This is a genomic window from Psychrosphaera sp. HA2-10 (genome assembly GCF_055693745.1).
This window is the reverse complement of the sequence record NZ_CM146341.1, coordinates 1,605,954-1,629,440: the sequence shown is the minus strand read 5'-3', so window position 1 is coordinate 1,629,440 and position 23,487 is coordinate 1,605,954. Positions and strand designations below refer to the sequence as shown.

Genomic DNA, 23,487 nt, shown 5'->3' with positions numbered 1-23,487 from the left:
TTTAAACAATCTTACTTTTAACATCTTATTGTTAAGTTGATATGTCTAATAAAAAAGCCAGTTACCCCGATGTGACTGGCTTTTTGTTTATGGCAGGGTACAAAGTATGCACATTAAGCTGTTTGGAAGGTTATTCGCTTATTTAGTTATTCTGGTTATTGCTTTTACTGCAAAAACGGAAAGTTTAGAAGTCGTTACACAGCCAGCACATAATTCAGAATTCCTAGCTGTTTCAGCTACTGTAACTATTGATGCTCCAATTCATAATGTGTTGCCGTTTTTTCATGGTGGTAATACATGTTGGCAATGGCAACTTAGATGTAAATCGTCAAAGGTGTTAGCCAAATTAGATACGCGACATCAAATCGTGTATACCGTCATTAATATGCCTTGGCCATTATCTGACAGAGACTTGATTTTTGACGTGGTTGTAAAAGGCGCGATGGCGACAGATACAGGATTAATTTTGGACTCAAATGAAAACAGTTTTGATGAAAGTAAATATAATAACCAAGTCTTAATATCCTTGAAGCCATACTCGGGAAAACTAGAACAATTAATACAGAAAGGCAATCTCGTTAGAGCTACGTCAACAATTGACTACACTCTTTCGCCGATAAGTGTGCGTCAAACCCAACTTTCTATTTATATGCATACAGAGTTTGGTGGCAGTGTATCGCCATCAATGATCAACACTCGACTCGAAAAGTCAGTACGCCAAGACATTAACGCTTTGTTACAACTGATTAACAAGAAAACGCGACCACCTTCGTAGACTTAGTGATCATAGCGTAATATCTTAGCCTTACTAAGATAAGTCATCTTTGACAGCAGGAAGTCATGCTAAAAATTAACGATATAGAAAAGTCATTTCGTAATGGCGATGAAGTAGTAAAAGCACTTAACGGAGTATCATTAGAAGTTAAAGAAAATGAGTTTGTAGCCTTCATGGGCAGCTCTGGTTCTGGTAAATCAACACTAATGAACATTCTTGGCTGTTTAGATACACCTACTCATGGCGAATATCATCTAAACGGTGAAAACGTTGCCCTCATGAGCGATGAAAATTTGTCTAAAGTTCGTAATGAACACATAGGATTCATTTTTCAAACCTTTCATTTATTACCAAAACTAGACGCGGTAGGAAATGTTAAATTACCCACACGTTATTCCAATATCTCTGATGAAGAAGCAACGGATAAAGCCAAAGCGCTATTAAAAAAAGTTGGTTTGGAACACAGAATGTTTCATAAACCATTTGAAATGTCTGGTGGTCAGCGTCAACGTGTTGCCATTGCCCGAGCACTTATTAATGAGCCCTCAGTTATATTAGCCGATGAACCTACGGGCAACCTAGACAGCAAAACGTCAGAAGAAATCATGTCGCTATTAACCGAGTTACATAAGCAAGGTCAAACCATCGTTATGGTGACTCACGAAGATGATATTGCTGCTTATGCGCAGCGAGTCGTTAGAATGAAAGACGGCCAAGTGTTAAGTATTGAGTCAAATGATGGAGAGATAAATAATGCCTAAAGGTTTAATCATCATTTTACTATCGTCTTTGTTCTTCCCGAAGGGCTTGTTAGCTGAACCGGTATTAATTACTGGAGAGATTGCTTCGCTAGAAAAACAAATTGTGTCGGCACCTAGAACTGACCGATGGCAAATTCAAATTCAATGGATGCACGAGGAAGGAACCATCGCAAACGAAGGTGATTTGATTGCTGTTTTTGACTCAGGATCGATTAAGTCACAAATTAAACAAAGTGAGGAACGTCTTGCCGCCGAGCAATTAGTGCTAAAAAAGAAAAAGTTAGATCTGCAGCAAGCTGTGGTTAATGCCGAAGGCCAACTAAAAATTGCAAATTTAGAAGTTGAAAAAGCTAAGATAAACGCCTCTGTTGTGTCTACTGATGTTAGCAAATATGACAAAGGCAAATACCAACTTGATCTTGAGCGTGCGCTGCTTGGCAAAATTCGCGCAGAACAAAACCTCGCCGTTAAAATCAAAGAGCAAGAACTAGAATTAGTAAAACAAAACATTACCATCACTAAAATACGCGAAAATTTAGCCTTTCAAGAAAAGACACTAGAGCGAGCTTCAGTTACTGCTCAAATTACAGGTCAAGTTACCCATATGATGCATCCTTGGAACGGAGAGAAGATTACCGCTGGTTCGATGTTACAACAGTCGATGAAAGCAATGTTGGTACAAGGGCAAGGTAGCTATCGAGTGCAAGCTTGGGTTCATGAAATAGACGTGAATAAAATTAGCGAAGGTGATACGGCAAGTTTAAAACTTGATGCATTTCCTAATAAAAAATATCAAGGCGTTATATCTTCTATAGCAAGCCAATCAGAAAAGAAAGAGATGTGGAGTAATAGCGCGTATCACCGTTTATATCTTAGCTTTAATGAACAGCCAGAAGTAGAACTATTGCCGGGCATGAGTGTTCAGGTTGTTGTTGGTGAGGAAGGCAAATGAAACGACTAACTATTACTGCGGTTATTACATCATTCTTATTGGTTGCATGCGACTCACAACAAACAAAGGAACCGAGCAACACCGTTGTTAACTCTTTATCTGCAACAGGAACCTTAGTCTCTACCGACTCAGCTACTATTTCACCGCCAAGTGTTTCTAGAATGTGGCAATACAAAATTCAGTACTTAGCTAAAGAGAACACCAAGGTTAAACGAGGCGATATTGTGGTTCGATTTGACCCTATGCAGTTACGTAACGACTTAATGAGCAAACAGAGTGAACTTGATGCCGCTATTAAGGAAAGGGAACAGTCAGACTTGATGCAAGAGCAAGAACTTCAAGATTTAAAGCTCGCCAAAGCCGAAGCACAAATGAACCACGATAAAGAAAAACGCAAAGCGGAAATTGTCGATGCGTCGCGTTCCCGATTAGAAAAAGAGCGACAAATAAAGCAATATGAAATTGCCACTGCGATATTAGCTCAAGCAGAACAGCGCCTTAGTAACTATTACGCGAGTAAAGTGGTTAATCAAGAGGTGTCCGATGCCCAAATTAATCGACTTACTCTTGATGTAAATCGAATCAAAGATGAAATAGCATTGTTAAATGTTAAGGCTCCAAAAGACGGCATTGTTATGTACGTCACTGAACAAAATGGTGAAAAGCCTGCCGTCGGTGAGTCTATTTGGCAGGGGCGACGAGTATTAACCATACCATCACTGGATAAAATCGCGATTCAAGCTCAGTTTGATGAGCCTGATACGACTAAAGTACGAGTTGGTAACGAAGTAAAAATAACGTTGGATGCTTATCCCGAGTTGCCATTTGTGGGCAAAATTACAACCTTAGGCCAATCGTATAAAAATAAATCAAATAGAAACCCGAAAATAGTTTTTGATGTCATTATTGATATTGAAAGTGTTGATCCAAAAATCATGAGACCAGGAATGAAAGTAAAAGTGGAACTTACATCAGGCACTAGCACACAAGGAGAAGTGTGATGAAATGGCGAATTGGAATTCTGATGTGGGCGATGCTTAACTTTGGCTGTTCAGAACAACAAGACACAGTACCCACCTACAAAGTCGTTAAATCACAATTAGATGTTGTGGTTCCTGCTAGCGGCGAACTTGAAGCCGCGTCAGCAAAGAAAATAAGCTTACCAGGACGTCAACCTATGACAATTGCCTGGTTAGCTGAGGAATACAAAGAAGTTAAAAAAGGGGAGCTTATTGCAAAGTTTGACGGTGAACAGCTCGCAATAGACTCAAGGAAAGAACAACTGGATATCGCACTCATAGAAAAAGACGTATTACGTAAGTCTGCCGAGAAAAGTCAATTGGAAACTGAACTCACTGCAGAAAAGCAGCTCGTTGGTCAAGAGTTTGACTTTGCAAAGAGTTTCACTATCGACGATTTACGTATTTACTCTCAGTTAGAAATCATAGAGTCAATGGAAAACACCGACTTCTTAAGTGCAAAAGATGAGTTTTTAGACTGGAAGCAGGGCAGCATTCAATCGCAGAACCAAAGTGCCGTTGAAGTCCTAGATATTCGAAAGCAAGGTCATAACGCTAAGCTTAAACAGCATCAACAAGCCCTTGCATTACTAGAGGTTAGAGCTCCCTTTGATGGCCTTTTAGTATTCGAAAAAAATTGGCGAGGGGAGTCTTCTAATGTTGGTGATACGGTTTTTCCGGGTCGAACAATTGCCAAAATACCTAACTTAGAAAAGATGCAGGCTCGCTTATTTGTTCTTGAAAAAGAAGCGATAGGATTAGCAAAAGGTCAACTGGTAGAAATGACGCTTGATGCAGTGCCTGAACGAGGTTTTAGCGGAACCATTATAGAAGTATCCGGCTTTGCGCGAACAATAGAGCGCGGAAGTCCGGTTAAGTATTTTGAAGTGACCGTTGAATTGGAACAGGCTGGAGATGAAATCTTTAGACCGGGTCGTAAAATGAAAGCAAGTATTAAAGTTGAAAACTACCCAGCCCTAGTTGCGGCCCCCATTCAAGCGATTCACAACGAAGATGGCAACAATTATGTCTACTTGAAAAAAGGAAATACTTTTATCAAACAAATAGTAGAAACCGGCGTGAAAAACCTCTATCTCGTAGAAGTTGTATCAGGTTTGTCAGAAGGGGATGAAATTGCTCTAAGTATTCCAGAGGGTCAAAAAAATGGATAAGTTTAAAGTGTTGATGCTTGATGCAATTGCGGAGTTGGCGTCACAGAAATTAAGAACATTACTTACTTTATTAGGCATGATATTTGGCGTTGGTGCCGTAATCGCCATGTTAAATATTGGTGATGGTGCAGAAAAAGAAGCACTTAAACTCATTGACTCTATGGGTGTGAACAATTTAATTATTCAAGGAAAACAGTTTAACTCAGATGAATTAAAAGAAGTTCGCCAAGATTCGCTCGGCTTGACGATATCAGATGTTGCTGCGATTAATGCAACCTTGCCATTTGTAACTGGTTTTACGGTTGAAAAATATATCGAAACTCACTCTTTATATAGTCAAGACGGTAAGTCTGATGCTGCAGCTGTGGGAGTAAATGAAACATACTTTCAGTTAGCGAACCTGTCTCTTAGTGAAGGCCGAGTTATTGATGTTAATGATATTAAAAAAGTGTCACAAGTCGCTGTCCTTGGTGCAGATGTGGCAAACACACTATTTCCAAATGAGCAAGCTGTTGGGCAACTTTTAAAGCTAAATCATGTTTGGTTAGAAGTGATAGGTGTATTACAAGCACCGCAGTTAAACAAAGACGAATTTCAAGGAGTAAAGCTGGGTGGCGATCGAAATCGTATCTTTATCCCGTTATCAACTAGTTTAAAAAAGTTTAGCTCCGACAAGTTAGCCAGTGAACTCGATGTAATTAAAGTTTCCATTGAAAAGACGTATAGCCCAATTTTAGCTTCGAAGGCCATTTCACAATTGTTATCTACACGTCATAGTGGGGTGGTTGATTACGAGTTGTTGATCCCATCAGAGCTACTTGCCCAGCAAGAGCAAACTCAACAAATCTTTAACATCGTAATGGCATGTGTAGCCGGAATATCATTACTTGTTGGCGGTATTGGCATCATGAATATTATGTTGGCAAATGTTTTAGAAAGGACAAAAGAAATAGGGTTGTTGCGAGCCGTTGGTGCCACAAAACAAGACATTAAAATGCAATTTATTACCGAAAGTTTTGTGATTTCTTTTTTAGGGGGCGTGCTTGGTGTCGTGTTTGGATTGTTGCTCTCTGAAATTATCGGCTTTTACTCCCAATGGGCGGTAACCTGGTCTATATCCGCTATTTTATTGTCTTTAGGTATTTGTATGTTGGTTGGCGTGTCGTTTGGTGCGTTCCCTGCTATTAAAGCCTCGAGACTAAATCCGATAGAGGCACTACATTCTGACTAAATGTAAGAGAAATCGGCAGTAAAGTTGTGGTCGATTTCAATTTAGCATAGTAATTTAATTTACATCCGTTACTATGCGCACTTATTTTTTGTTAGGAGTGAAAATGGCGACGTTGGCAGGCTTTATAGCTATTTTTATGTGGGGTATGTTAGCTGCGTTAAGTGTTTTCACTAATCGTATTCCACCTTTTCAGTTATTATTTATCTGTTTTTCAATTGCGGCATCCTTAGTCTATTTTAAACGGCTTACTTATCAGGAGCCGCTATTGAAGAAGCCTTCTCTGAACAAAAGTCAATGGATCGTTGGCGTCTTAGGCTTATTTGGCTTTCATATTCTTTACTTTCTGGCACTTCGGTTTGCGCCACCAATTCAAGCAACCCTAATAATTTATTTATGGCCTTTAATGTTAGGTGTCATGGTTGCCAGCAAAGGTAATAAACGTTTTGCAATACTAGGCGGTGTCATCGGTTTTGCCGGTACTATTGTAATGATTGCTGGTGGTTTGGAAACAGCTCAAACTAATAGAGAACAAGCCTTAGTCGGATATCTTTGTGCAGCTGCGTGCGCGCTTATTTGGGCCAATTACTCTTGGTTCTTATCTAAATCGGCAAGTGACGTCGAAGACATATCATGGGTGGCATTAGTAGTGGCGATAATATCACTGGCCTGCCACTTAATATTTGAATCTGGTGTTTGGGATCTTACTACAACTGAACTGGTAATGGTTATTTTGATAGGTATTGGACCGACAGGTGGTGCCTTCTATTTATGGGACATAGGGATGAAAAAAGGTAACCAGTCCTGGATTGCCTCTTTTAGTTTTGGTACGCCGGTTATTGCATCGCTCGCTTTGTTTCTGTTTGGTTTTAGCGACCTAACACTATCCATTGTTATTGCGGCTAGCTTGATTGTTCTTGGTGCCGTAGTAAGTAATAGTTTGAGCAAAAACCAAGAACTTGGTTAGGTATGATTAGAAGCAATGATTGTTCTTGTTTAGAAAATTGTGTTTTTTCATAAGTTTGGAGCACGTGTTTAATGCTGTGCTCCTTAATACCATTGTAGCCATTACCCTTATATGCGTTTAACCGACAAACCCTTCATCCACTAACAAGTCTGAAGACTCAGCGGCGGCTCTTGCTAGGTCATCGACGATTTCATTTTCGGTGTGTCCGCTATGGCCTTTTACCCAATGCCACGCAATAGTGTGACTCTGAACCGCGTTGTCCAACGCTTTCCACAAATCTACATTTTTAACGGGCTGCTTTGATGCTGTTTTCCAGCCGTTACGCTTCCAGTTTTTAATCCACTTTGTTATGCCGTCTTTAACATAGTTACTATCTGTGGTGATATCTATTTTACAGGGCTGGCTTAACGCTTCTAAACCTTTGATAACTGCAAGTAATTCCATGCGGTTGTTGGTCGTGTTTTTATAGCCTTGTTTCAATTCTTTTTTATGGCCATTATAAATTAATAACGCACCGTATCCGCCGGGTCCTGGATTTCCTAGACAAGAACCGTCTGTAAAAAGTTGTACGGATTTCATAAACTCATTGATCCTAATGGGTGATTTTATTTTTAATTACAGAGTATACTCTAAGTATCATTTGCATAGAACATAGAAAACCATGGCTAAACGACAAATTATTTTAGATACAGAAACGACCGGTATCGACCCAAGAGCAGGGCATCGGATTATTGAAATCGGTTGTATCGAGATGGTCAATCGTCGATTAACCGGAAATAACTTTCACGTTTATATTGACCCTCAACGTGAAATTGAAGATGAAGCCATAGGTGTCCACGGCATTACTAATGAGTTTCTGAGAGGAAAACCTTTGTTCAGAGATATCGCCGATGAATTTTTTGATTATATTCGAGGCGCAGAGTTAGTTATTCATAATGCACCTTTTGATATTGGGCATATGGATAATGAGTTTGGTATTTTGTGGCAAGACTGGACACAAACTTCAGAATTTTGCGCAGTAGTCGATACCCTTGTAATGGCTCGTGATAAGCACCCAGGCCAAAAAAACAGTTTAGATGCATTATGTAGAAGATATGAAATCGATAACTCACATCGAATGTTACATGGCGCATTGCTTGACTCCGAGATACTTGCTGATGTTTATTTACGTATGACTGGTGGTCAGGTAGCCATGGATCTCGCACACCAATTAAAAGCTCAGCAGTTTGATGCGAGCGGTACAGTGCAGACTGAGATTAGACACCTAAAGGTAATAAAGGCTACAGACACAGAATTACAAGAACATCAGTCAAGGTTAGACATAATAGAAAAAGAAGGTGGTACACCATTGTGGCGAACGTCTCAACATTAAAAAACACTAGACATATAGGCTTTACCTTTTCGTCCATTTTCCAAAAAGTGAAATGTCTTCTTATGTTGACTTTTTTGCTGAGCTACACCGTTTCGGCTATGCCAGGTGCTGCGCTACCAAAGGTTGTTAACCCCTTAAAGGCCGAAGCCCAACCAATGCTAGAAATGTTAAAAAACTTCAAAGGGCAAAATCAAATAAAGCTATTAAATAATAGATTTAGAATTGACTATGAAGTTGACGAGCTATTGTTGCTTTTATTTCGAAAACACGGGTCATCACCCGTTGTATTGGTTAGACCGGATGGCTCTAAAATATATGTAACGGCAGCTGAGACAGGCGAAGTAGACTGGCATGCCGATGTTAGCTACGACTTAATCAGGCTAAAAAATCCTATGCCAGGTCCTTGGCAAGCATTAGGTCGAATAGAAGATACCAGTAAAATTCTAGTCTTATCAGACGTACAGCTTGTTGTTCAATCTCTACCTAAGACAGTTTTCCAGACTGAGCGGATTAAGGCCAAAGCAAATATTACAAATGCGAGCGCCTTAATAAAAGATCCAGCGCTTCGCGATGTTGTTCGCCTACGAGCATATTTGTACTCTACTAATGATTCAACCCTAGAAAACTTTGGTGCTGGCATATATACACTAGGGGAGTTTTTCGATGACGGTCGTGTTTTAGATGAACGACCACGAGATGGAGAATTTACCGTACAATATGACTTTCACTGTGAAGTTGGTCAATGGACGCCGAAGTTCAGAGCAAATGCTGAGTTGTTCACTAGGGAATTAGTTCAAGAGGATATTACGGTTTTACCCTCGCCAATTAGCTTTTCCGTTGTAAAGGCTGAAGGCGACAAAAAATATCACTACGTTACTATAGCAGCAGATGAAACTTATCTTGATGATGACTCACTAGTCTTTCAAGGAACTATAACTTATCCCAATGGCGATGTTGAAACGTTCCATTTAAATGAAAAGCAAAGCCGAGAATTGAGTTTGTTTCAAGCGGACTATGGTCAGTTTGAAGTAAAGACAGATGTGTTTGGTGTAGATAAATCGGGCCGAGAGTTTGTGCTGTCGCCGCCATCTTTCACTTTTGCTACTGAAATACCTGACCCTATAGTTGCAGAATCTAGCGGAGCGGGTAGCGAACAGGATAATGCAGCTACCGCAGAAACTATACTAACCGAGACTACCCAGTCTAACGACTCGCTCCCCCAGGAGCCTGTTGAGGAACCAGTGCCAGTGGCGCTAATTGTAATACTTAATTTAGTTATTTTAATTGTCGGCTTCTTATTTATATGGATCTTCGTTCTTAAAAACTCAATTCCAAATCCACTTAAATTAATAAAATTTAAAAAGAAAGTAAAAGATGCGGAAAAAGGCGATAAAGAAAATAAAGAAAAGGTGAGTGAAAAAGCACCAAAACAAGAAGGTTCTGATGATATTTTAGACCTTTCTTTGCCGGATGATTAGAAACTAAGCAAAAGAATCACTTTTTTACAAAAAGGTGTTGACGGTAGTGATTTCAAACTTTAATATTCGCGCCGTTGTTTAGCAAAGCTGACAACAAGTGATAAGCAACGGAGCGGTAGTTCAGTTGGTTAGAATACCGGCCTGTCACGCCGGGGGTCGCGAGTTCGAGTCTCGTCCGTTCCGCCAACATCACTTGTGCAATGCTAAATAAGTAAACTAAGCTGGAGCGGTAGTTCAGTTGGTTAGAATACCGGCCTGTCACGCCGGGGGTCGCGAGTTCGAGTCTCGTCCGTTCCGCCACTTAGTTTACAAAATGTTATAGATTGGAGCGGTAGTTCAGTTGGTTAGAATACCGGCCTGTCACGCCGGGGGTCGCGAGTTCGAGTCTCGTCCGTTCCGCCATCTATAATGTCATCAAGGCTGGAGCGGTAGTTCAGTTGGTTAGAATACCGGCCTGTCACGCCGGGGGTCGCGAGTTCGAGTCTCGTCCGTTCCGCCACTTTGATGAAATCGATAAACTTTATTTGGCCCCGAATAAAGAACCCATCTCCACTTTCTGATAAACCACAGTTCAAATTTTAATATCTATCTAAATGCCTTAGCATTTAATTTATGTTAAATCCTTAAATCCTTAAATCCTTAAATCCTTAAATCCTTAAATCCTTAAATGTGACATTTAACTTTTGTTAGCTAAAACCCGTCACTGAACGTATTTTTCTTGTTTCATTACATCAATTTATTAATTATGTTATACGTATAAAAATAACTAGATTTAATAATAACAAGAGGAAACTGCCATGCGTAAAATCGCATTTAGTACGACCTTGATTGCTTCAGCTATTCTTGCCGGGTGTACGGGCATTGAAGCACAAGATCCGAAAGTAGAAATCGATCCGAATCCATATCCAAGTACCTACCAACCGATGACACAAATGACGACCTTAATTAAAGGCGCGACCGTGTTAACCGGCACAGGTGAATTATTAGAAAACTCAGATGTATTACTAGTAGACGGTAAAATTTCTGCCGTAGGTGCTGATATAGAGCATGGCAGTGCCACCGTTATCGACGGCAAAGGTAAATGGGTAACACCTGGAATTATTGATGTTCATTCACATTTAGGGGTATATCCATCGCCAAGTGTTGAGTCGCATAGTGATGGTAACGAAGCAACAGCACCAGTTACTGCAGAAGTTTGGGCAGAACACTCAGTGTGGCCACAAGACCCAGGTTTTGAAGCTGCACGTGCAGGTGGTATCACAACACTTCAATTGTTACCAGGCTCTGCCAATTTAATAGGCGGTCGAGGTGTTACCTTAAAAAATGTTCCTTCACACACTATGCAAGGAATGAAATTCCCAGACGCACCATATGGTTTAAAAATGGCTTGTGGTGAAAACCCGAAGCGTGTTTATGGCAGCAAAAGTATTTCTCCATCAACTCGAATGGGTAACATGGCTGGATATCGTCAAGCTTGGGCCGATGCCGAAGAGTATAAACGTGCATGGGAAAAATATGATCGCGATTATGAAGCCGGTAAAAACCCAGAAGCGCCCGCTAGAGACTTAACACTAGATACGCTAAAAGGTGTATTAGACGGTGATATTAAAATTCATAACCATTGCTATAAAGCAGAAGAAATGGCGATGATGATTGATCTTGGTAAAGAGTTTAATTACCACTCTGGCACATTCCACCACGCAATTGAAGCTTACAAAATTGGTGACTTGTTGGCTGAGAACGGTAACTGTGCAGCAATGTGGCCAGACTGGTGGGGCTTCAAGATGGAAGCATATGACATGATATTAGAAAATGTTGCGGTGGTTGATTCGTTTAAAAACTCTTGTGCAATTGTCCACTCTGACTCTGGAACTAGTATTCAGCGACTTAACCAAGAAGCTGCAAAAGTAATGTATCGAGCCAATGAAAATGGTTTTGAGCTTACCGAAGCAGATGCGATTAAGTGGATAACTTACAATGCCGCTAAATCATTAGGTATCGAAAGCAAAACTGGCTCGTTAGAAAAAGGCAAAGCCGGCGATGTTGTTATTTGGAATCAAAGTCCTTTCAGCTCATACGCGATGGCCGAACAGGTATTTGTTGATGGTGCTAAAGTATTTGACGCAAATGACGATGCTTATAAAGCGAAGAGCGACTTTTTACTAGGTCAGCAATAAGGAGATAATCATGAAAAAGTTAAAATTATCATTAGTTTTTGCTGCCTTAACTGCAAGCTTTACTACGCTAGCGGACTCAGTAGCAATTACCAATACAACAGTATACACAGGCACAGAGCAAGGTGTGCTGACGGGCGCAAATGTTGTTATTGAAGACGGTAAAGTCGTATCAATTAACCCAGCAGAATTAAACGTTGACTCAACAGTTGATGGCCAAGGTCGCATATTAACGGCAGGGTTCATTTCTTCTTTAAATCAGCTAGGCTTGGTTGAGGTAGATGCGGTATCAGCTTCTCGTGACATGTCGGCGAAAAAAGGCGGGATAACATTTGAACCATTTTTAGCCTTTAATCCAAATAGCACCTTGATTCCGTTCTCTCGCAAAGGCGGCATTACTCACAGCGTTATTGCTCCTCGCGGCAGTGAAGGGATTTGGGCTGGGCAGCTATTTACTGCTAGCCTTTCTGGAGAGTATGACAGTGTCGTTGATACTAACACGGCAACACTGGCATATTTTGGCTCTGAACGTCGAGGATCACGCGCTTCTAGCTTAGCAACGTTTGAGAAAGATTTACAAGACCAACTGGATAAGCTAGAAAAAGCAAAAGAAAAGTCGAAAGACGATGATAAAAAAGACAGCAAAGCTCCAAGTAAAGAAGAACAAATCTTAACTTCACTACTAGATGGTTCAAAGCCATTAATTGCTGACGTTGAGCGAGCAACTGATATTCTTCATTTACTTAAATTAAAAGAGCGCTTTGGTTTAAACCTTGTTTTGTCTGGTGCCAAAGACGCTGTTCGTGTAAAAGATCAAATTGCTGAAGCGGGTGTTCCTGTAATTATGGAAAGTCTATCAAACCTTCCCGGCAGTTTTGATTCATTAAATGCATCGTTAGAAAATGCAGCTGAATTAGAACGTGCCGGTGTAAAGTTAATTCTAACTCAGCCCGATACACACTTAAGCTATAACCTGCGCACAGACGCTGGTGTTGCAATAGCGAATGGTTTATCACGAGAAGGCGCATTAAATGCGGTGACTAAAAACGTTGCTGACGTTTTTGGTATTCCGGGCGGTGTTGTTGCTGAAGGGCAACCAGCTAACCTAGTGCTGTGGAGCGGCGACCCGTTTGAAATTAGTACAAAAGTTGAAAATATTTGGATTGACGGTGAACAAGTAACAACCGAATCTCGTCAAGACAAATTACGTGATCGCTATATGTCTAACGAGAAAAAACCACGTGCTTATATAAAGTAAATTATAAAAGTACTTAGGTTAACTTTAAGGTCAGCTAGTAAGCTGGCCTTTTTTTATTCCAAATTTTTATATCGAACATGTCTTTTGGTTATATTAATTCTAGGTATTTTCTTTTATATTAGGTTTTTCTAATATAGCATTGTCGACTATAGTATTCGTGATATGAAAATGAGAAACCTTTATGAAATCCGTTATTTCTTCTTCCATTCAGCTGAGTTTAGATCATGCAAAAAAAATCTATGCTCTAATGCTGGTATTTGTCATTGTTGCACTTGTGCAGATGCCATCTATCCAGATAGATACTGATCCCGAGAATATGTTACCGGCGGATAACGCAGCAAGAATTTTTCATAATCAAACGAAAACAGACTTTTTAATGCACGACTCGATCGTTATCGGAGCGGTAGAGAAAACAGAAAACGGCGTCTTTAATCCAGCGACGCTTAATGAGATCGCATCGCTTACAAAAAGTATTATGACGTTAGACGGTGTGATATCAAAAGATGTGATGTCATTATCAGTTGTAGATAATGTTACTCAAGAATTAACACCCTCTGGCGCGAGCGCAATACGATTTGAATGGTTAATGAATCAAGCGCCAGAAAATATACAATCCTCCCAAGCAGTTTTAGATAATATTAAAAAACTGCCTTTACTAAACAACACCTTAGCTTCAGAAAATGGTAAGGCCGTCGCGATTTATGTGCCTATTGCCGACAAAAATAAAAGCTATGCAATTGCGCAGCAAATTCAACAAAGCATCGACGGTTTTGATACTACGGCTCAGTGGCATATAACTGGACTGCCTGTCGCAGAAGATAGATTCGGCTATGAAATGTTTGTGCAAATGGGTATTTCAGCGCCATTAGCTGGACTCGCGATATTTATTTTATTGTTTGTATTGTTTAGAAACTTTAAGTTTATTACGGCGGCAATGGTCGTAGCTATGACAACTGTAATTATAACAATGGGTTTGTTAATTGGTATGGGCTTCACGGTGCATATTATGTCATCCATGATTGCAATATTTCTTATGCCAATTGCAGTCGTTGATTCGGTGCACATTATGTCTGAGTTTGCTGATCGCTATAAAGACGGGCAAGACAAAAAAGCAGTAATAAAAACAGTTGTTGAAGAATTATTTAGACCTATGCTTTTTACATCAGTAACGTCAACAGTAGGCTTTTTATCTTTAATGTTAACACCAATACCGCCAGTACAAGTGTTCGGTGCGTTTATTGGCTTTGGCATTATTTTAGCTTTTGTAACTACTATTTTGTTCGTTCCGGCTTACATAAGTCGGATGTCTACCGAGTCGCTAAAAAAATTACAAGAATCACATCAACATAGTCTCGAAAATAAGAGCGGTTTGTCAGCCTTTGTTCATGCCATTGGTGAAGTTGCGAAAAAACGTCAGTTATTGCATATCGTCATTTTTGGTTTAGTGTTTGTTTGGTCTGTTATTGGTATAGGTAAAATACAAATAAATGATAATCCGGTACGATGGTTTAAAGCGGATCATCCTATTCGAGTTGCAGATAAAGCGTTAAATGAACAATTTGCAGGCACATACGATGCTTATTTTGTACTAGAAGACAATAGTGAACTACCTGCCGTTGAGAGCCTATTCAATCAAGCTTCATTGCCTAAGTCTTTAATAGATTGGAGCCAAGAGGCATTAGGTGACGTTTTAGCGAACGATCGTTCTAACAAAAACAGTAGTGATAAATTAAGCCAATTAGTCTACAAAATTGAAGATAAACTTTTTGAAACAACTAATGATGACGAAGTACGCTTTTTAGAATCTACATTAAAAACAATAGAGTCGGCTCAGCAGTCGGCGAAACGATTTACCTCACCTGAAGTGCTCAAATATATAGAGGACTTACAAACGCATTTATCAACAACCGGTTTGGTGGGAAAATCAAACTCACTTGCGGATATTGTAAAAGTGGTGAATAGAGAGTTGCGTAGCGGAGAGAATAAAGATTATCAGCTACCGAATTCGGCCAATGGTGTAGCACAGACATTAATTCAATATCAATCATCTCATCGTCCAGGCGACCTATGGCACTTTGTAACGCCAGATTATCGAAAAAGCTTAATTTGGTTACAATTAACAAGTGGCGACAATCAGCATATGACAGCAGTGATCGAGTCAATGAATAGCTATATTGCATCTAATCCACTACCGGAAAATATTTCAACGGGATGGGCTGGCAAGGCTTACTTAAATGTAGCGTGGCAAGAGCAGATGGTAACGGGCATGTTAGATAGTTTAATCAGTGCTTTTGTTATTGTCTTTATTATGATGGTTTTATTGTTTAGATCAGTAGTTTACGGCGTGTTGGCTATGTTGCCACTGACGATAACTATTTCATTTATTTATGGCTTAATTGGTTGGATAGGCAAAGATTATGATATGCCAATAGCCGTATTATCAGCGTTAACGTTAGGTTTATCGGTAGATTTTGCTATTCACTTTTTAGAACGCGCCAGAAGTGCATTAAAAGAAACGGGTTCGATAAAAGATACCATCAATATAATGTTCGGCGAACCGGCCAATGCAATCACCAAGAATGCAGCGGTAGTAGCATTAGGGTTTACGCCACTCCTATTTGCTCCATTAGTTCCGTATGTCACTGTAGGTGTGTTTTTGGCTAGCATAATGGCGGTATCAGCTCTGGTTACATTAATATTATTACCAGCTGTACTCACTCTTATTAACCGAGGTAAAGCATGAATAATGTAAAACGACTTTCTCTATCAGTAGTAACAGGCTTGTTAGTACTGGGTCTACAAGCGCCGTTTAGCTTTAATACGCAGGCATTAGAGGCTATTAAAAGTTCAGACGTAATTAGCGCACAAGAAATTATTAACAAGGCTGAATTAGCCGCTTATTACGCCGGTAATGATGGTAAGACACAGGCTAGAATGATGATTATTGATGAGCAAGATCGTCGACAAGTCCGTCAATTTACTATTTTGCGTAAAGACGTTGAAGATGGTGGCGATCAAAAAATGCTTGTTTTTTTCTCTCGCCCAGCCGACGTAAGTGGCATGGTTTTTCGTGTCGAGAAACGTAACAAAATATCTGAAGACGACGATCGGTGGCTGTACTTGCCTGGTTTAGATCTAGTAAAACGAATTTCAGCTGGGGATAAGCGCACATCATTTGTTGGTTCTCATTTTTTTTATGAGGATGTGTCAGGACGTTCAACTAAAGCAGATAACTTTGAGCTCGTATCACAAAATGATACTCGATATATATTAAAGGCAATCCCTAAACAGCCAAATGAAGTGGAATTTGCCTACTACCAGATCGAAATTGATAAACAGACCTACTTACCTATGCTGATCGATTTTTATGACTCAAACAATAGTAAATACCGCAGCGTGGAGACGTTAGAAACAGAAACAATTTCAGGTCACGTTACCGTTACTAAGTCAAAAATTACCGATTTGAAGGCGGGAGGTTACACCTTGATGGAGTTTCGTAATATTAGCTATGACATTGGATTACCAGATAGCATATTTACCGAACGTAGCCTAAAAACGCCACCTGTCGAATGGTTAAGAAAGTAGAGTGTGAGATATTGATATGAAATTTGCGCCACGCAATATTGTTGCTCAAAGTAAAAGTCTGTTTTTACATCTAGGGTTATGCACTGTTTTGTTGCTAACCGCGAGTGTCAATGCGACAACAGGTAGCAAAGATGATTGGGGAGACGAGTGGGGCGATGATCCGTGGGCACAGAAAGTACAGTCTAACTGGTCAAATGTCGTGATGTTTGCGGAGTTAGCGTGGGGAACAAGATTAAATAATGATCCTGTTATTAATACCGACTCGACACTTCAAGATATTAGAGTGCAAGGGCAAGCCGACTATAAGTTATCAAACTCAGCAATAAAAATGCGAGGTCAGGCTTTTTATGATGGCGTTCAGTCTAAGTGGCGAATGCAAATTAGAGAGCTTAATTGGCAAGGAAAAATAAGTGAACACTGGGATATTAAAGCCGGCCAACAAATATTAACCTGGGGAACCGGCGATTATTTATTCCTTAATGATATGTTTGCAAAAGACTGGCAAAGTTTTTTTTCTGGTCGCGATGATGAATATTTAAAAGCGCCACAATTTGCTTTTAAGGCATCAGGCTATTATCAGTTCGCTAATATAGATATTGTTATAACGCCACAGTTCACTCCAGATCGCTATATCAATGGTGACGTTTTCTCTTTTTATAATCCATTGGCCGCACAAGCAAATGGTGGTGTTAATGTAGCGCCAGGTTTTGATGTGAGTAATGACAATACGCCAGATAAACCTGAATACGCATTTAGGCTAAAAAAACAAGTTGGCGCGACAGAATACGCCTTTTATGGGTATAAAGGTTTTGATAAATCCCCCAATAGTATGACGGAAGATTTTCAACCTACTTTTACTGCATTAAATGTAGTAGGTGCTAGTGTTATCGCGCCTTTGCTCGATGGTTTAGTAAATGTTGAAGTGGCGCATCACAATACGGCGGATCAATCTGGCGATAATCCGCTAATTCCGAATACTCAAAATAAACTTCTAATTGGCTATCAACAAGAGTTAATTTCGAATTTAACCGGGTCTGTTCAGTTTCAATTTGAAAAAAGTTTAGACTTACCAAGCCAGCCCAATTCCGCCCCGTCGACTTTACCTCAGAGCGTTAGGACACTGTGGACGGCGCAGCTCTATTATCGCTTGATGCAAGATACTCTTAATTTACAGTTGTTTAATTTTTACTCACCCTCTGATAAAGACGGTTACAGTCGTTTTAAAGTCAATTATCAACCTATTCAAGACTGGACAGTAAGCGCTGGAATAAACAAGTTTTGGGGTAAAAGAGCAGATAGCTTTTTTGGCCAATTTGAAGATGCATCTAACGCGTATATTACAATACGCCACTATTTTTAAAATATTAGTAGGAGAGACATTATGTCTTTAGAAAAAGCAGTAGCGGCCTTTGCAGGCTTTATGGTGTTGTTATCCGTTGCACTTACCGTTTACGTCCATGAAAACTTTATATGGCTTACCGTTTTTGTTGGCGCCAACCTATTTCAACAAAGTTTTACTGGATTTTGTCCAGCCGCCATTGTCATGCAGAAGTTTGGCATTAAGACTGAAAAGCAATTAGCACAGCAATAGCCATATTAAATACTAGGGCACGCTAATACTTTATGCCCTAGTAACTATCGAAAGAGGCTAGTTCTTTAGATACCTTTTTATTTCCTAATTTAAATAATTTAGCCAAATAAACATGCTTTACAAGGCAATAGCTTGCTTTAACTCAAACTTTCCTTCAAGCAGAGAACGGCCAAGAATTACGCCACTTGGTGAGTCATTGTTTAAACCAGAACCCTTAATATTTGTTAAAGCTAACTCGATATCGGCAAGGCTACTGATCCCACCTGAGGCTTGCCAGCTAATTTGTGGGTACTTTTGAGCTAAGGTCTTGTATAACGCTTGGTTTGGACCTTGAAGTGTTCCATCTTTACTAATGTCGGTACATAGCACATGTTTTAATCCGACAGATAAAAACTGTTCTACAACCGACTCTAAAGTAACGCCAGAGCTTTCTTGCCAGCCATGTGTCGCGATGTATTTATTGCCTTCATTATCTATATTCACATCAAGCGCTAATACAATGCGCTCAGCGCCGTACTTTTCAACCCATGACATAACTAGTTCAGCGTTATTTACAGCAAGAGACCCAATCACGACTCGAGTCACGCCAATTTCAAACAAGTCGATAATGTCTTGTTCAGTTCGAATACCGCCACCGGCTTGAAATTTCATTACCTCTAAATCAACCATCTGTTTGATCAAGGTTAATTGACGCTTAGTGGTATCTTTCGCACCGGTTAAGTCAACAATGTGCAACCATTCAGCACCATCAGATGCATATTGCTTTACAAGCTCAACTGGGTCGATTTTATATTCTGTTTTTTGCCCATAGTCGCCCTGGTATAAACGGACTACCGAGCCTTCAATTAAATCTATCGCAGGGATAATCATGACGATCCTATTTATAATTCAATAAAGTTTTTTAGTAATTGTTCGCCTGCTTTTCCACTTCGCTCTGGGTGAAATTGCACTCCAAAGAAATTATTATGAAATATAGCAGCTGAAAAAGGTTGGCCATATTCACACTGTGCTAATGTGTTTGCCGATAAAGGCGCGCAAAAGCTATGGACAAAATAGAAAAATGCACCTTGCTCAATATTATTAAAAAGCGGATGTGGCTTATCTAACGTCACCTGATTCCAACCCATGTGAGGTAAGACTAGGTCACCGACCTCCATACGCTCAATCGTTGTTGGAACTAAGCCTAAGCACTCGACCGTATCGGTTTTTGAGGCAACCAAGTGTGAACCCGGTTTTTCGTTTGACGTTTGCGCCATCAACTGCATGCCTAAACAAATACCAAGTACGGGCTGAGTTAAGCCTTGTATGACATCAACAAGCTTCTTCTGCTCTATGCTTTTCATTGCCGCAAATGCTGACCCAACACCAGGTAAAAGCACTTTATCAGCGGCTTTTATCACGGCAGGATCATCAGAGACAGTTACTGCGACGTTAAGTCGTTCAAATGCACATTGCACCGAGTAAATATTGGCGCAACCTGTATTTACAATAACCAAGTTTATTGGTTTTAGCTCGCCCGCCATTACAACGCCCCTTTTGTCGACGGAAGTACATTTCCTTCAACTTTAATAGCGGCGCGAAGTGCGCGACCAAACACTTTAAATAAACTTTCTACTTGGTGATGTGCATTACCCTTTGTTGTAGAAAGGTGAAGTGTTAGCCCCATAGCCTGACTTAACGAGAAGAAAAAGTGCTCAACCATTTGTGTCGACATATCACCAACTCTAGCGTCGGTAAATTCAGATTTAAAAACTAAAAATGGACGGCCAGAAATGTCTAATGTAGCTTCTGCTTTGCACTCATCCATAGGTAAAACAAAACCAAACCGTCCGATACCGCGCTTGTCACCTAACGCTTCTTTAAGCGCTTGCCCTAGCGCGAGGGCAGTATCTTCAACTGAATGGTGATCATCTATGTGTAAATCGCCATCTGTTGTTAAATCTAAGTAAAAGCCACCGTGCGACGCTATTTGGTCTAACATATGGTCAAAAAATCCGATACCCGTTTGGATGTTAGACTTTTCTGTACTGTCTAAATCAACAAATACCTTTATATCTGTTTCTGAGGTGGTTCTGGTTACCGAAGCTTGGCGGTGATTTTCTTTTTGTTGCGTTAAAAACTTCTCTATTGCTAGCCAATCCATCTTTTCAGGAGAGTACTGAATTCCAACAATACCCATATTTTCAGCTAGTTGAATATCGGTAATTCTATCGCCAATAACATAAGAATCAGTAAAATCGACTTTACCTTGTTGAAGGTAATCTTTTACTAAGCCAAGCTTAGGCTTGCGGCAGCTGCAGTCGTCATGCTCAAAGTGTGGACATAATAAAACATCATCAAAGGTGACACCTTGTGATTCGAAAAAGGCCATCATTTGATTATGAGGCGCATCAAAGTCCGCCTGCGGGAATGAATCAGTGCCTAGACCATCTTGGTTAGATACCATTACTAGGCGGTAGCCTTTTTGCTGTAGTCGAGTTAAAACTGGAACAACAAGCGGTTCAAAGACTAACTTTTCAAGAGAGTCTAGCTGCTTGTCGACAGGAGGCTCCTGTACCAATGTACCGTCACGGTCGATAAATAAAATTGATTGTTGCTTGCTCATAGTGTTAGTCCAGTTTTGATTCTAATTGAGTAAATACATCGATGACGGCATTCATTTCAGCTTCGCTGCCGATAGTGACTCGAATTGTATCATTGAGTAAAAGTTGTTTTGACTGATTTCTCAGAAGTATGTGTTTTTTGATAAAGGTGTTCATAACAAAGTCAGCGCTAAGTTTACTTAGCTTTATCAATACGAAGTTCGTTTTAGAAGGATACACCGTTTGGGCGAAAGACCATTGCTGGGCTTCCTTTATAAAAGCGTCACGCCTTTTGTTTAATTCTGTAACACGAGTTTGCATCCAAGCAAGCCCATTGTTCGATAATGCTTGGGTGGCCATTTGTGCAACTGGCGCAGGAATCGGATAGGGTGCAATCACTTTCTTTAACGCATCAATAATAGAGGCCGACGACAGCGTAAAACCGCATCGTAAACCTGCTAAAGCAAATGCCTTAGATAAAGTACGTAATATGACTAGGTTAGGGTACTCTGACAGTAAGTCGACGACCGTCGCTTCGCTACAAAACTCGATATACGCTTCATCGGCAACCACAATTGATTTCTCTTTGGTGGCGTTTAAAACAGCAATTAAATCATTCTTATCCATAATGTCACCTGTTGGGTTATTCGGTGAGCAAATAAACACGATTTGTGCGTTTTTAGCTTGTTCAACAACAGAACTCACGTCTAATTTAAAAGTGACGGTTTGGCCATTATCAACTTCTAATAATGGCGCTTTTAAAACGTTTATACCTGCTGTTTCTGCGCTAATGGCATACATGCCGTAAGTCGGCGGACAAATTAAGATACTTTGTCCTGGCGTACAGAAAGTTCTAATTAATAATTCAATCCCTTCATCTGCACCACGAGTGGCTAAAACTTGTTCCGTAGAGACGTTGGCATAACTCGCATAGGCATTTATTAATGGCTCTGGTTGAAAGTCTGGATATCGATTATAAAGACTAGGATCTGCGCTCACCTCGGGACTATATGGGTTTTCATTAGCGTTTAACCAAATAGTATCCACGTCATCGCTCCCAGACATACTAAATAAACGCCTAGCAGATTCATAAGGTTTTAGTGACTTAAGTTCTTGACGAATTAAGCTTTCAACCAAGTCATTTGAACTCATTTCATTTGTCTTTAATTGTAATTCATTTGTTTTCATTTATTTGTACCGCTTAGATTCGAATCGCTTACCGTAGCATCGATTGCTGTGTTTAATTTCGCAGTTAACGCGTCTAATCTAAGGCCCACGGCGTTTCTATGTGCGTCTAAGCCTTCAGCTGCCGCCAGTGTCATAATTGCCGGTCCAATAGCTTGTAAACCGCTAGGCGTAATCTCTTGAACGGTAAACTTACGAGTGAAGTCAGCAAGGTTTAATGAACTTAGTACTTTTGAATAGCCATACGTAGGAAGAACATGGTTTGTACCGCTAGCATAATCACCAGCACTTTCAGGTGTATAGGCACCTAAAAATACAGAGGCAGCATTATCCAGTTTGCCAAGCCATTCTCTGGCGTTATCAAACTGTACAATTAAGTGTTCCGGAGCATACTGATTACTAATCTGTACCGCGTTTTCTAGCGAGCTTGCTAAAATAAAGCGACTATTCGATAGTGCCTTTTTAGCAATGTCAGCTCGTGGCAATAGTGTCAATTGTGACTCAATATCACGTTTAGTTTGTTCAATAAGTGTTTTTGAGTCTGAGACTAAAATTACTTGGGAGTCTGGGCCGTGTTCTGCTTGCGATAATAAATCTGCGGCAACGAATGCTGAATTGGCATTCGCATCAGCAAGTACTAAAACTTCTGAAGGTCCCGCTGGCATATCAATAGCGGCACCTGCAGGATCTTGAGCGACAAGTTGCTTTGCTTCGGTAACAAAGCTATTACCAGGTCCGAATATTTTATCGACAGCAGCAATAGAGTTTGTTCCATAGGCCATTGCTGCAACAGCTTGAGCACCACCAGTTCGGTAAATTTCATTAATTCCGCATAACTTAGCCGCGTAAAGTATCTCAGCAGTTATACCACCTTTGTTGTTAGCCGAGGTATCCGGCGGTGTACAAAGGACAGTTCGTTTACAGCCCGCAATTTGTGCTGGCACACCTAACATTAGTACGGTTGATGGCAATGGCGCACTGCCACCTGGTATATATAAACCCACAGAGCTAATTGCCTGGGTGATTAGCTCACAAACAACGCCTGGGCTCGTTTCTACTTTTACATTAGGCTGAACTTGCGCCTCATGGAATCGCTTTATTTGACCATATGCTAATTCTATCGCTGCTTTTTGTTCAGCACCAAGTGTAGCGATAATAGCGTCGGCTTGCTCTTGAGGGAGTGCTACCGAGTCTAATGTTAAGCCATCAAATTTCGCAGTTAACTCTAATAAAGCGTCATCACCTTTATCCTTAACTAACTGAATAATATCGGCAACCTTACTAGTTAAATCAGCTCGGTTTGCAATAGCTGGTCTAGCCAATACGTCTTTTTGCTCGTCTAATGTCAGATCTTGCCATGTAATCATGTCGAAATTTACCTTTAGTAA

General features: G+C 40.2%; 21 protein-coding genes and 4 tRNA genes. 19 read left to right on the top strand and 6 right to left on the bottom strand.

Annotated elements, in window-relative coordinates; translation table 11 throughout:
* The first annotated feature begins 106 nt into the window (after positions 1 to 106).
* The 7 genes from ACZ1GV_RS07385 to ACZ1GV_RS07355 all read left to right on the top strand — a co-directional run bounded on the left by ACZ1GV_RS07385 (position 107) and on the right by ACZ1GV_RS07355 (position 6,874).
* The gene (locus tag ACZ1GV_RS07385) at positions 107 to 775 is read left to right on the top strand and encodes an SRPBCC family protein (RefSeq protein ID WP_472673617.1); all 669 of its coding nucleotides are present in this window, start codon (positions 107 to 109) and stop codon (positions 773 to 775) included.
* 65 nt (positions 776 to 840) lie between these two features.
* A complete protein-coding gene (locus ACZ1GV_RS07380; protein WP_472673616.1) occupies positions 841 to 1,536 on the top strand; it encodes an ABC transporter ATP-binding protein in 696 nt (231 codons plus the stop codon).
* Complete coding sequence (locus ACZ1GV_RS07375; protein ID WP_472673615.1) at positions 1,529 to 2,488, top strand: HlyD family secretion protein; 960 nt, start codon at positions 1,529 to 1,531, stop codon at positions 2,486 to 2,488. Before ACZ1GV_RS07380 ends, ACZ1GV_RS07375 begins: the two co-directional genes overlap by 8 nt.
* A complete protein-coding gene (locus ACZ1GV_RS07370) occupies positions 2,485 to 3,489 on the top strand; it encodes an HlyD family secretion protein (protein WP_472673614.1) in 1,005 nt (334 codons plus the stop codon). Before ACZ1GV_RS07375 ends, ACZ1GV_RS07370 begins: the two co-directional genes overlap by 4 nt.
* Positions 3,489 to 4,679 carry an efflux RND transporter periplasmic adaptor subunit gene (locus ACZ1GV_RS07365; protein ID WP_472673613.1) on the top strand — a complete coding sequence of 397 codons (1,191 nt, stop codon included), beginning with the start codon at positions 3,489 to 3,491 and terminating at the stop codon, positions 4,677 to 4,679. Before ACZ1GV_RS07370 ends, ACZ1GV_RS07365 begins: the two co-directional genes overlap by 1 nt.
* On the top strand, positions 4,672 to 5,910 hold the full coding sequence (locus tag ACZ1GV_RS07360; protein WP_472673612.1) for an ABC transporter permease: 1,239 nt from the start codon (positions 4,672 to 4,674) through the stop codon (positions 5,908 to 5,910). Before ACZ1GV_RS07365 ends, ACZ1GV_RS07360 begins: the two co-directional genes overlap by 8 nt.
* 103 nt (positions 5,911 to 6,013) lie before the next feature.
* Positions 6,014 to 6,874 carry a DMT family transporter gene (locus ACZ1GV_RS07355; protein WP_472673611.1) on the top strand — a complete coding sequence of 287 codons (861 nt, stop codon included), beginning with the start codon at positions 6,014 to 6,016 and terminating at the stop codon, positions 6,872 to 6,874.
* A 117-nt stretch (positions 6,875 to 6,991) separates the two neighbouring features.
* Here the strand turns inward: ACZ1GV_RS07355 and rnhA are convergent, their stop codons facing one another.
* Positions 6,992 to 7,453 carry a ribonuclease HI gene (gene rnhA / locus ACZ1GV_RS07350; RefSeq protein ID WP_472673610.1) on the bottom strand — a complete coding sequence of 154 codons (462 nt, stop codon included), beginning with the start codon at positions 7,451 to 7,453 and terminating at the stop codon, positions 6,992 to 6,994.
* A gap of 82 nt (positions 7,454 to 7,535) precedes the next feature.
* On the opposite strand from rnhA, the gene dnaQ reads away from it, so the two are divergent.
* The 12 genes from dnaQ (at position 7,536) to ACZ1GV_RS07290 (ending at position 18,332) form a co-directional block, all read left to right on the top strand.
* Entirely contained in the window at positions 7,536 to 8,246 is a 711-nt protein-coding gene (gene dnaQ / locus ACZ1GV_RS07345) for a DNA polymerase III subunit epsilon (RefSeq protein ID WP_472673609.1), read from the top strand.
* Positions 8,247 to 8,308: 62 nt separating this feature from the next.
* Positions 8,309 to 9,724, top strand: a complete 1,416-nt coding sequence (locus ACZ1GV_RS07340; protein ID WP_472673608.1) for a TIGR03503 family protein — start codon at positions 8,309 to 8,311, stop codon at positions 9,722 to 9,724.
* Between the two features lie 109 nt (positions 9,725 to 9,833).
* Positions 9,834 to 9,910 (top strand) — tRNA-Asp (locus tag ACZ1GV_RS07335).
* Between the two features lie 37 nt (positions 9,911 to 9,947).
* Positions 9,948 to 10,024, top strand: a tRNA-Asp gene (locus ACZ1GV_RS07330).
* Positions 10,025 to 10,049: 25 nt separating this feature from the next.
* Positions 10,050 to 10,126, top strand: a tRNA-Asp gene (locus ACZ1GV_RS07325).
* A 20-nt stretch (positions 10,127 to 10,146) separates the two neighbouring features.
* A tRNA-Asp gene (locus tag ACZ1GV_RS07320) sits at positions 10,147 to 10,223 on the top strand.
* A 298-nt stretch (positions 10,224 to 10,521) separates the two neighbouring features.
* Positions 10,522 to 11,901, top strand: coding sequence for an amidohydrolase (locus ACZ1GV_RS07315; protein ID WP_472673607.1), 1,380 nt, complete (start codon positions 10,522 to 10,524; stop codon positions 11,899 to 11,901).
* Between the two features lie 10 nt (positions 11,902 to 11,911).
* The gene (locus ACZ1GV_RS07310) at positions 11,912 to 13,156 is read left to right on the top strand and encodes an amidohydrolase family protein (protein ID WP_472673606.1); all 1,245 of its coding nucleotides are present in this window, start codon (positions 11,912 to 11,914) and stop codon (positions 13,154 to 13,156) included.
* A gap of 181 nt (positions 13,157 to 13,337) precedes the next feature.
* On the top strand, positions 13,338 to 15,899 hold the full coding sequence (locus tag ACZ1GV_RS07305) for an efflux RND transporter permease subunit (RefSeq protein WP_472673605.1): 2,562 nt from the start codon (positions 13,338 to 13,340) through the stop codon (positions 15,897 to 15,899).
* Entirely contained in the window at positions 15,896 to 16,741 is an 846-nt protein-coding gene (locus tag ACZ1GV_RS07300) for an outer membrane lipoprotein-sorting protein (protein ID WP_472673604.1), read from the top strand. Before ACZ1GV_RS07305 ends, ACZ1GV_RS07300 begins: the two co-directional genes overlap by 4 nt.
* A gap of 16 nt (positions 16,742 to 16,757) precedes the next feature.
* Positions 16,758 to 18,101: a hypothetical protein gene (locus ACZ1GV_RS07295; RefSeq protein WP_472673603.1), complete on the top strand. Its 1,344-nt coding sequence runs from the start codon at positions 16,758 to 16,760 to the stop codon at positions 18,099 to 18,101.
* 21 nt (positions 18,102 to 18,122) lie between these two features.
* Positions 18,123 to 18,332, top strand: a complete 210-nt coding sequence (locus ACZ1GV_RS07290) for a YgaP family membrane protein (protein ID WP_472673602.1) — start codon at positions 18,123 to 18,125, stop codon at positions 18,330 to 18,332.
* A 117-nt stretch (positions 18,333 to 18,449) separates the two neighbouring features.
* Here the strand turns inward: ACZ1GV_RS07290 and hisA are convergent, their stop codons facing one another.
* The 5 genes from hisA to hisD are packed head-to-tail and all read right to left on the bottom strand — an operon-like array spanning position 18,450 to position 23,466.
* Positions 18,450 to 19,202 carry a 1-(5-phosphoribosyl)-5-[(5-phosphoribosylamino)methylideneamino]imidazole-4-carboxamide isomerase gene (gene hisA, locus ACZ1GV_RS07285; RefSeq protein ID WP_472673601.1) on the bottom strand — a complete coding sequence of 251 codons (753 nt, stop codon included), beginning with the start codon at positions 19,200 to 19,202 and terminating at the stop codon, positions 18,450 to 18,452.
* 11 nt (positions 19,203 to 19,213) lie between these two features.
* Positions 19,214 to 19,855, bottom strand: coding sequence for an imidazole glycerol phosphate synthase subunit HisH (hisH, locus tag ACZ1GV_RS07280; RefSeq protein WP_472673600.1), 642 nt, complete (start codon positions 19,853 to 19,855; stop codon positions 19,214 to 19,216).
* Positions 19,855 to 20,937: a bifunctional histidinol-phosphatase/imidazoleglycerol-phosphate dehydratase HisB gene (hisB, locus tag ACZ1GV_RS07275; protein WP_472673599.1), complete on the bottom strand. Its 1,083-nt coding sequence runs from the start codon at positions 20,935 to 20,937 to the stop codon at positions 19,855 to 19,857. The genes hisH and hisB overlap by 1 nt, the downstream gene beginning before the upstream one ends.
* Before the next feature lie 4 nt (positions 20,938 to 20,941).
* Positions 20,942 to 22,102, bottom strand: a complete 1,161-nt coding sequence (gene hisC / locus ACZ1GV_RS07270) for a histidinol-phosphate transaminase (protein WP_472673598.1) — start codon at positions 22,100 to 22,102, stop codon at positions 20,942 to 20,944.
* Positions 22,099 to 23,466, bottom strand: a complete 1,368-nt coding sequence (gene hisD, locus ACZ1GV_RS07265) for a histidinol dehydrogenase (RefSeq protein ID WP_472673597.1) — start codon at positions 23,464 to 23,466, stop codon at positions 22,099 to 22,101. Before hisD ends, hisC begins: the two co-directional genes overlap by 4 nt.
* Between the last annotated feature and the right edge of the window lie 21 nt (positions 23,467 to 23,487).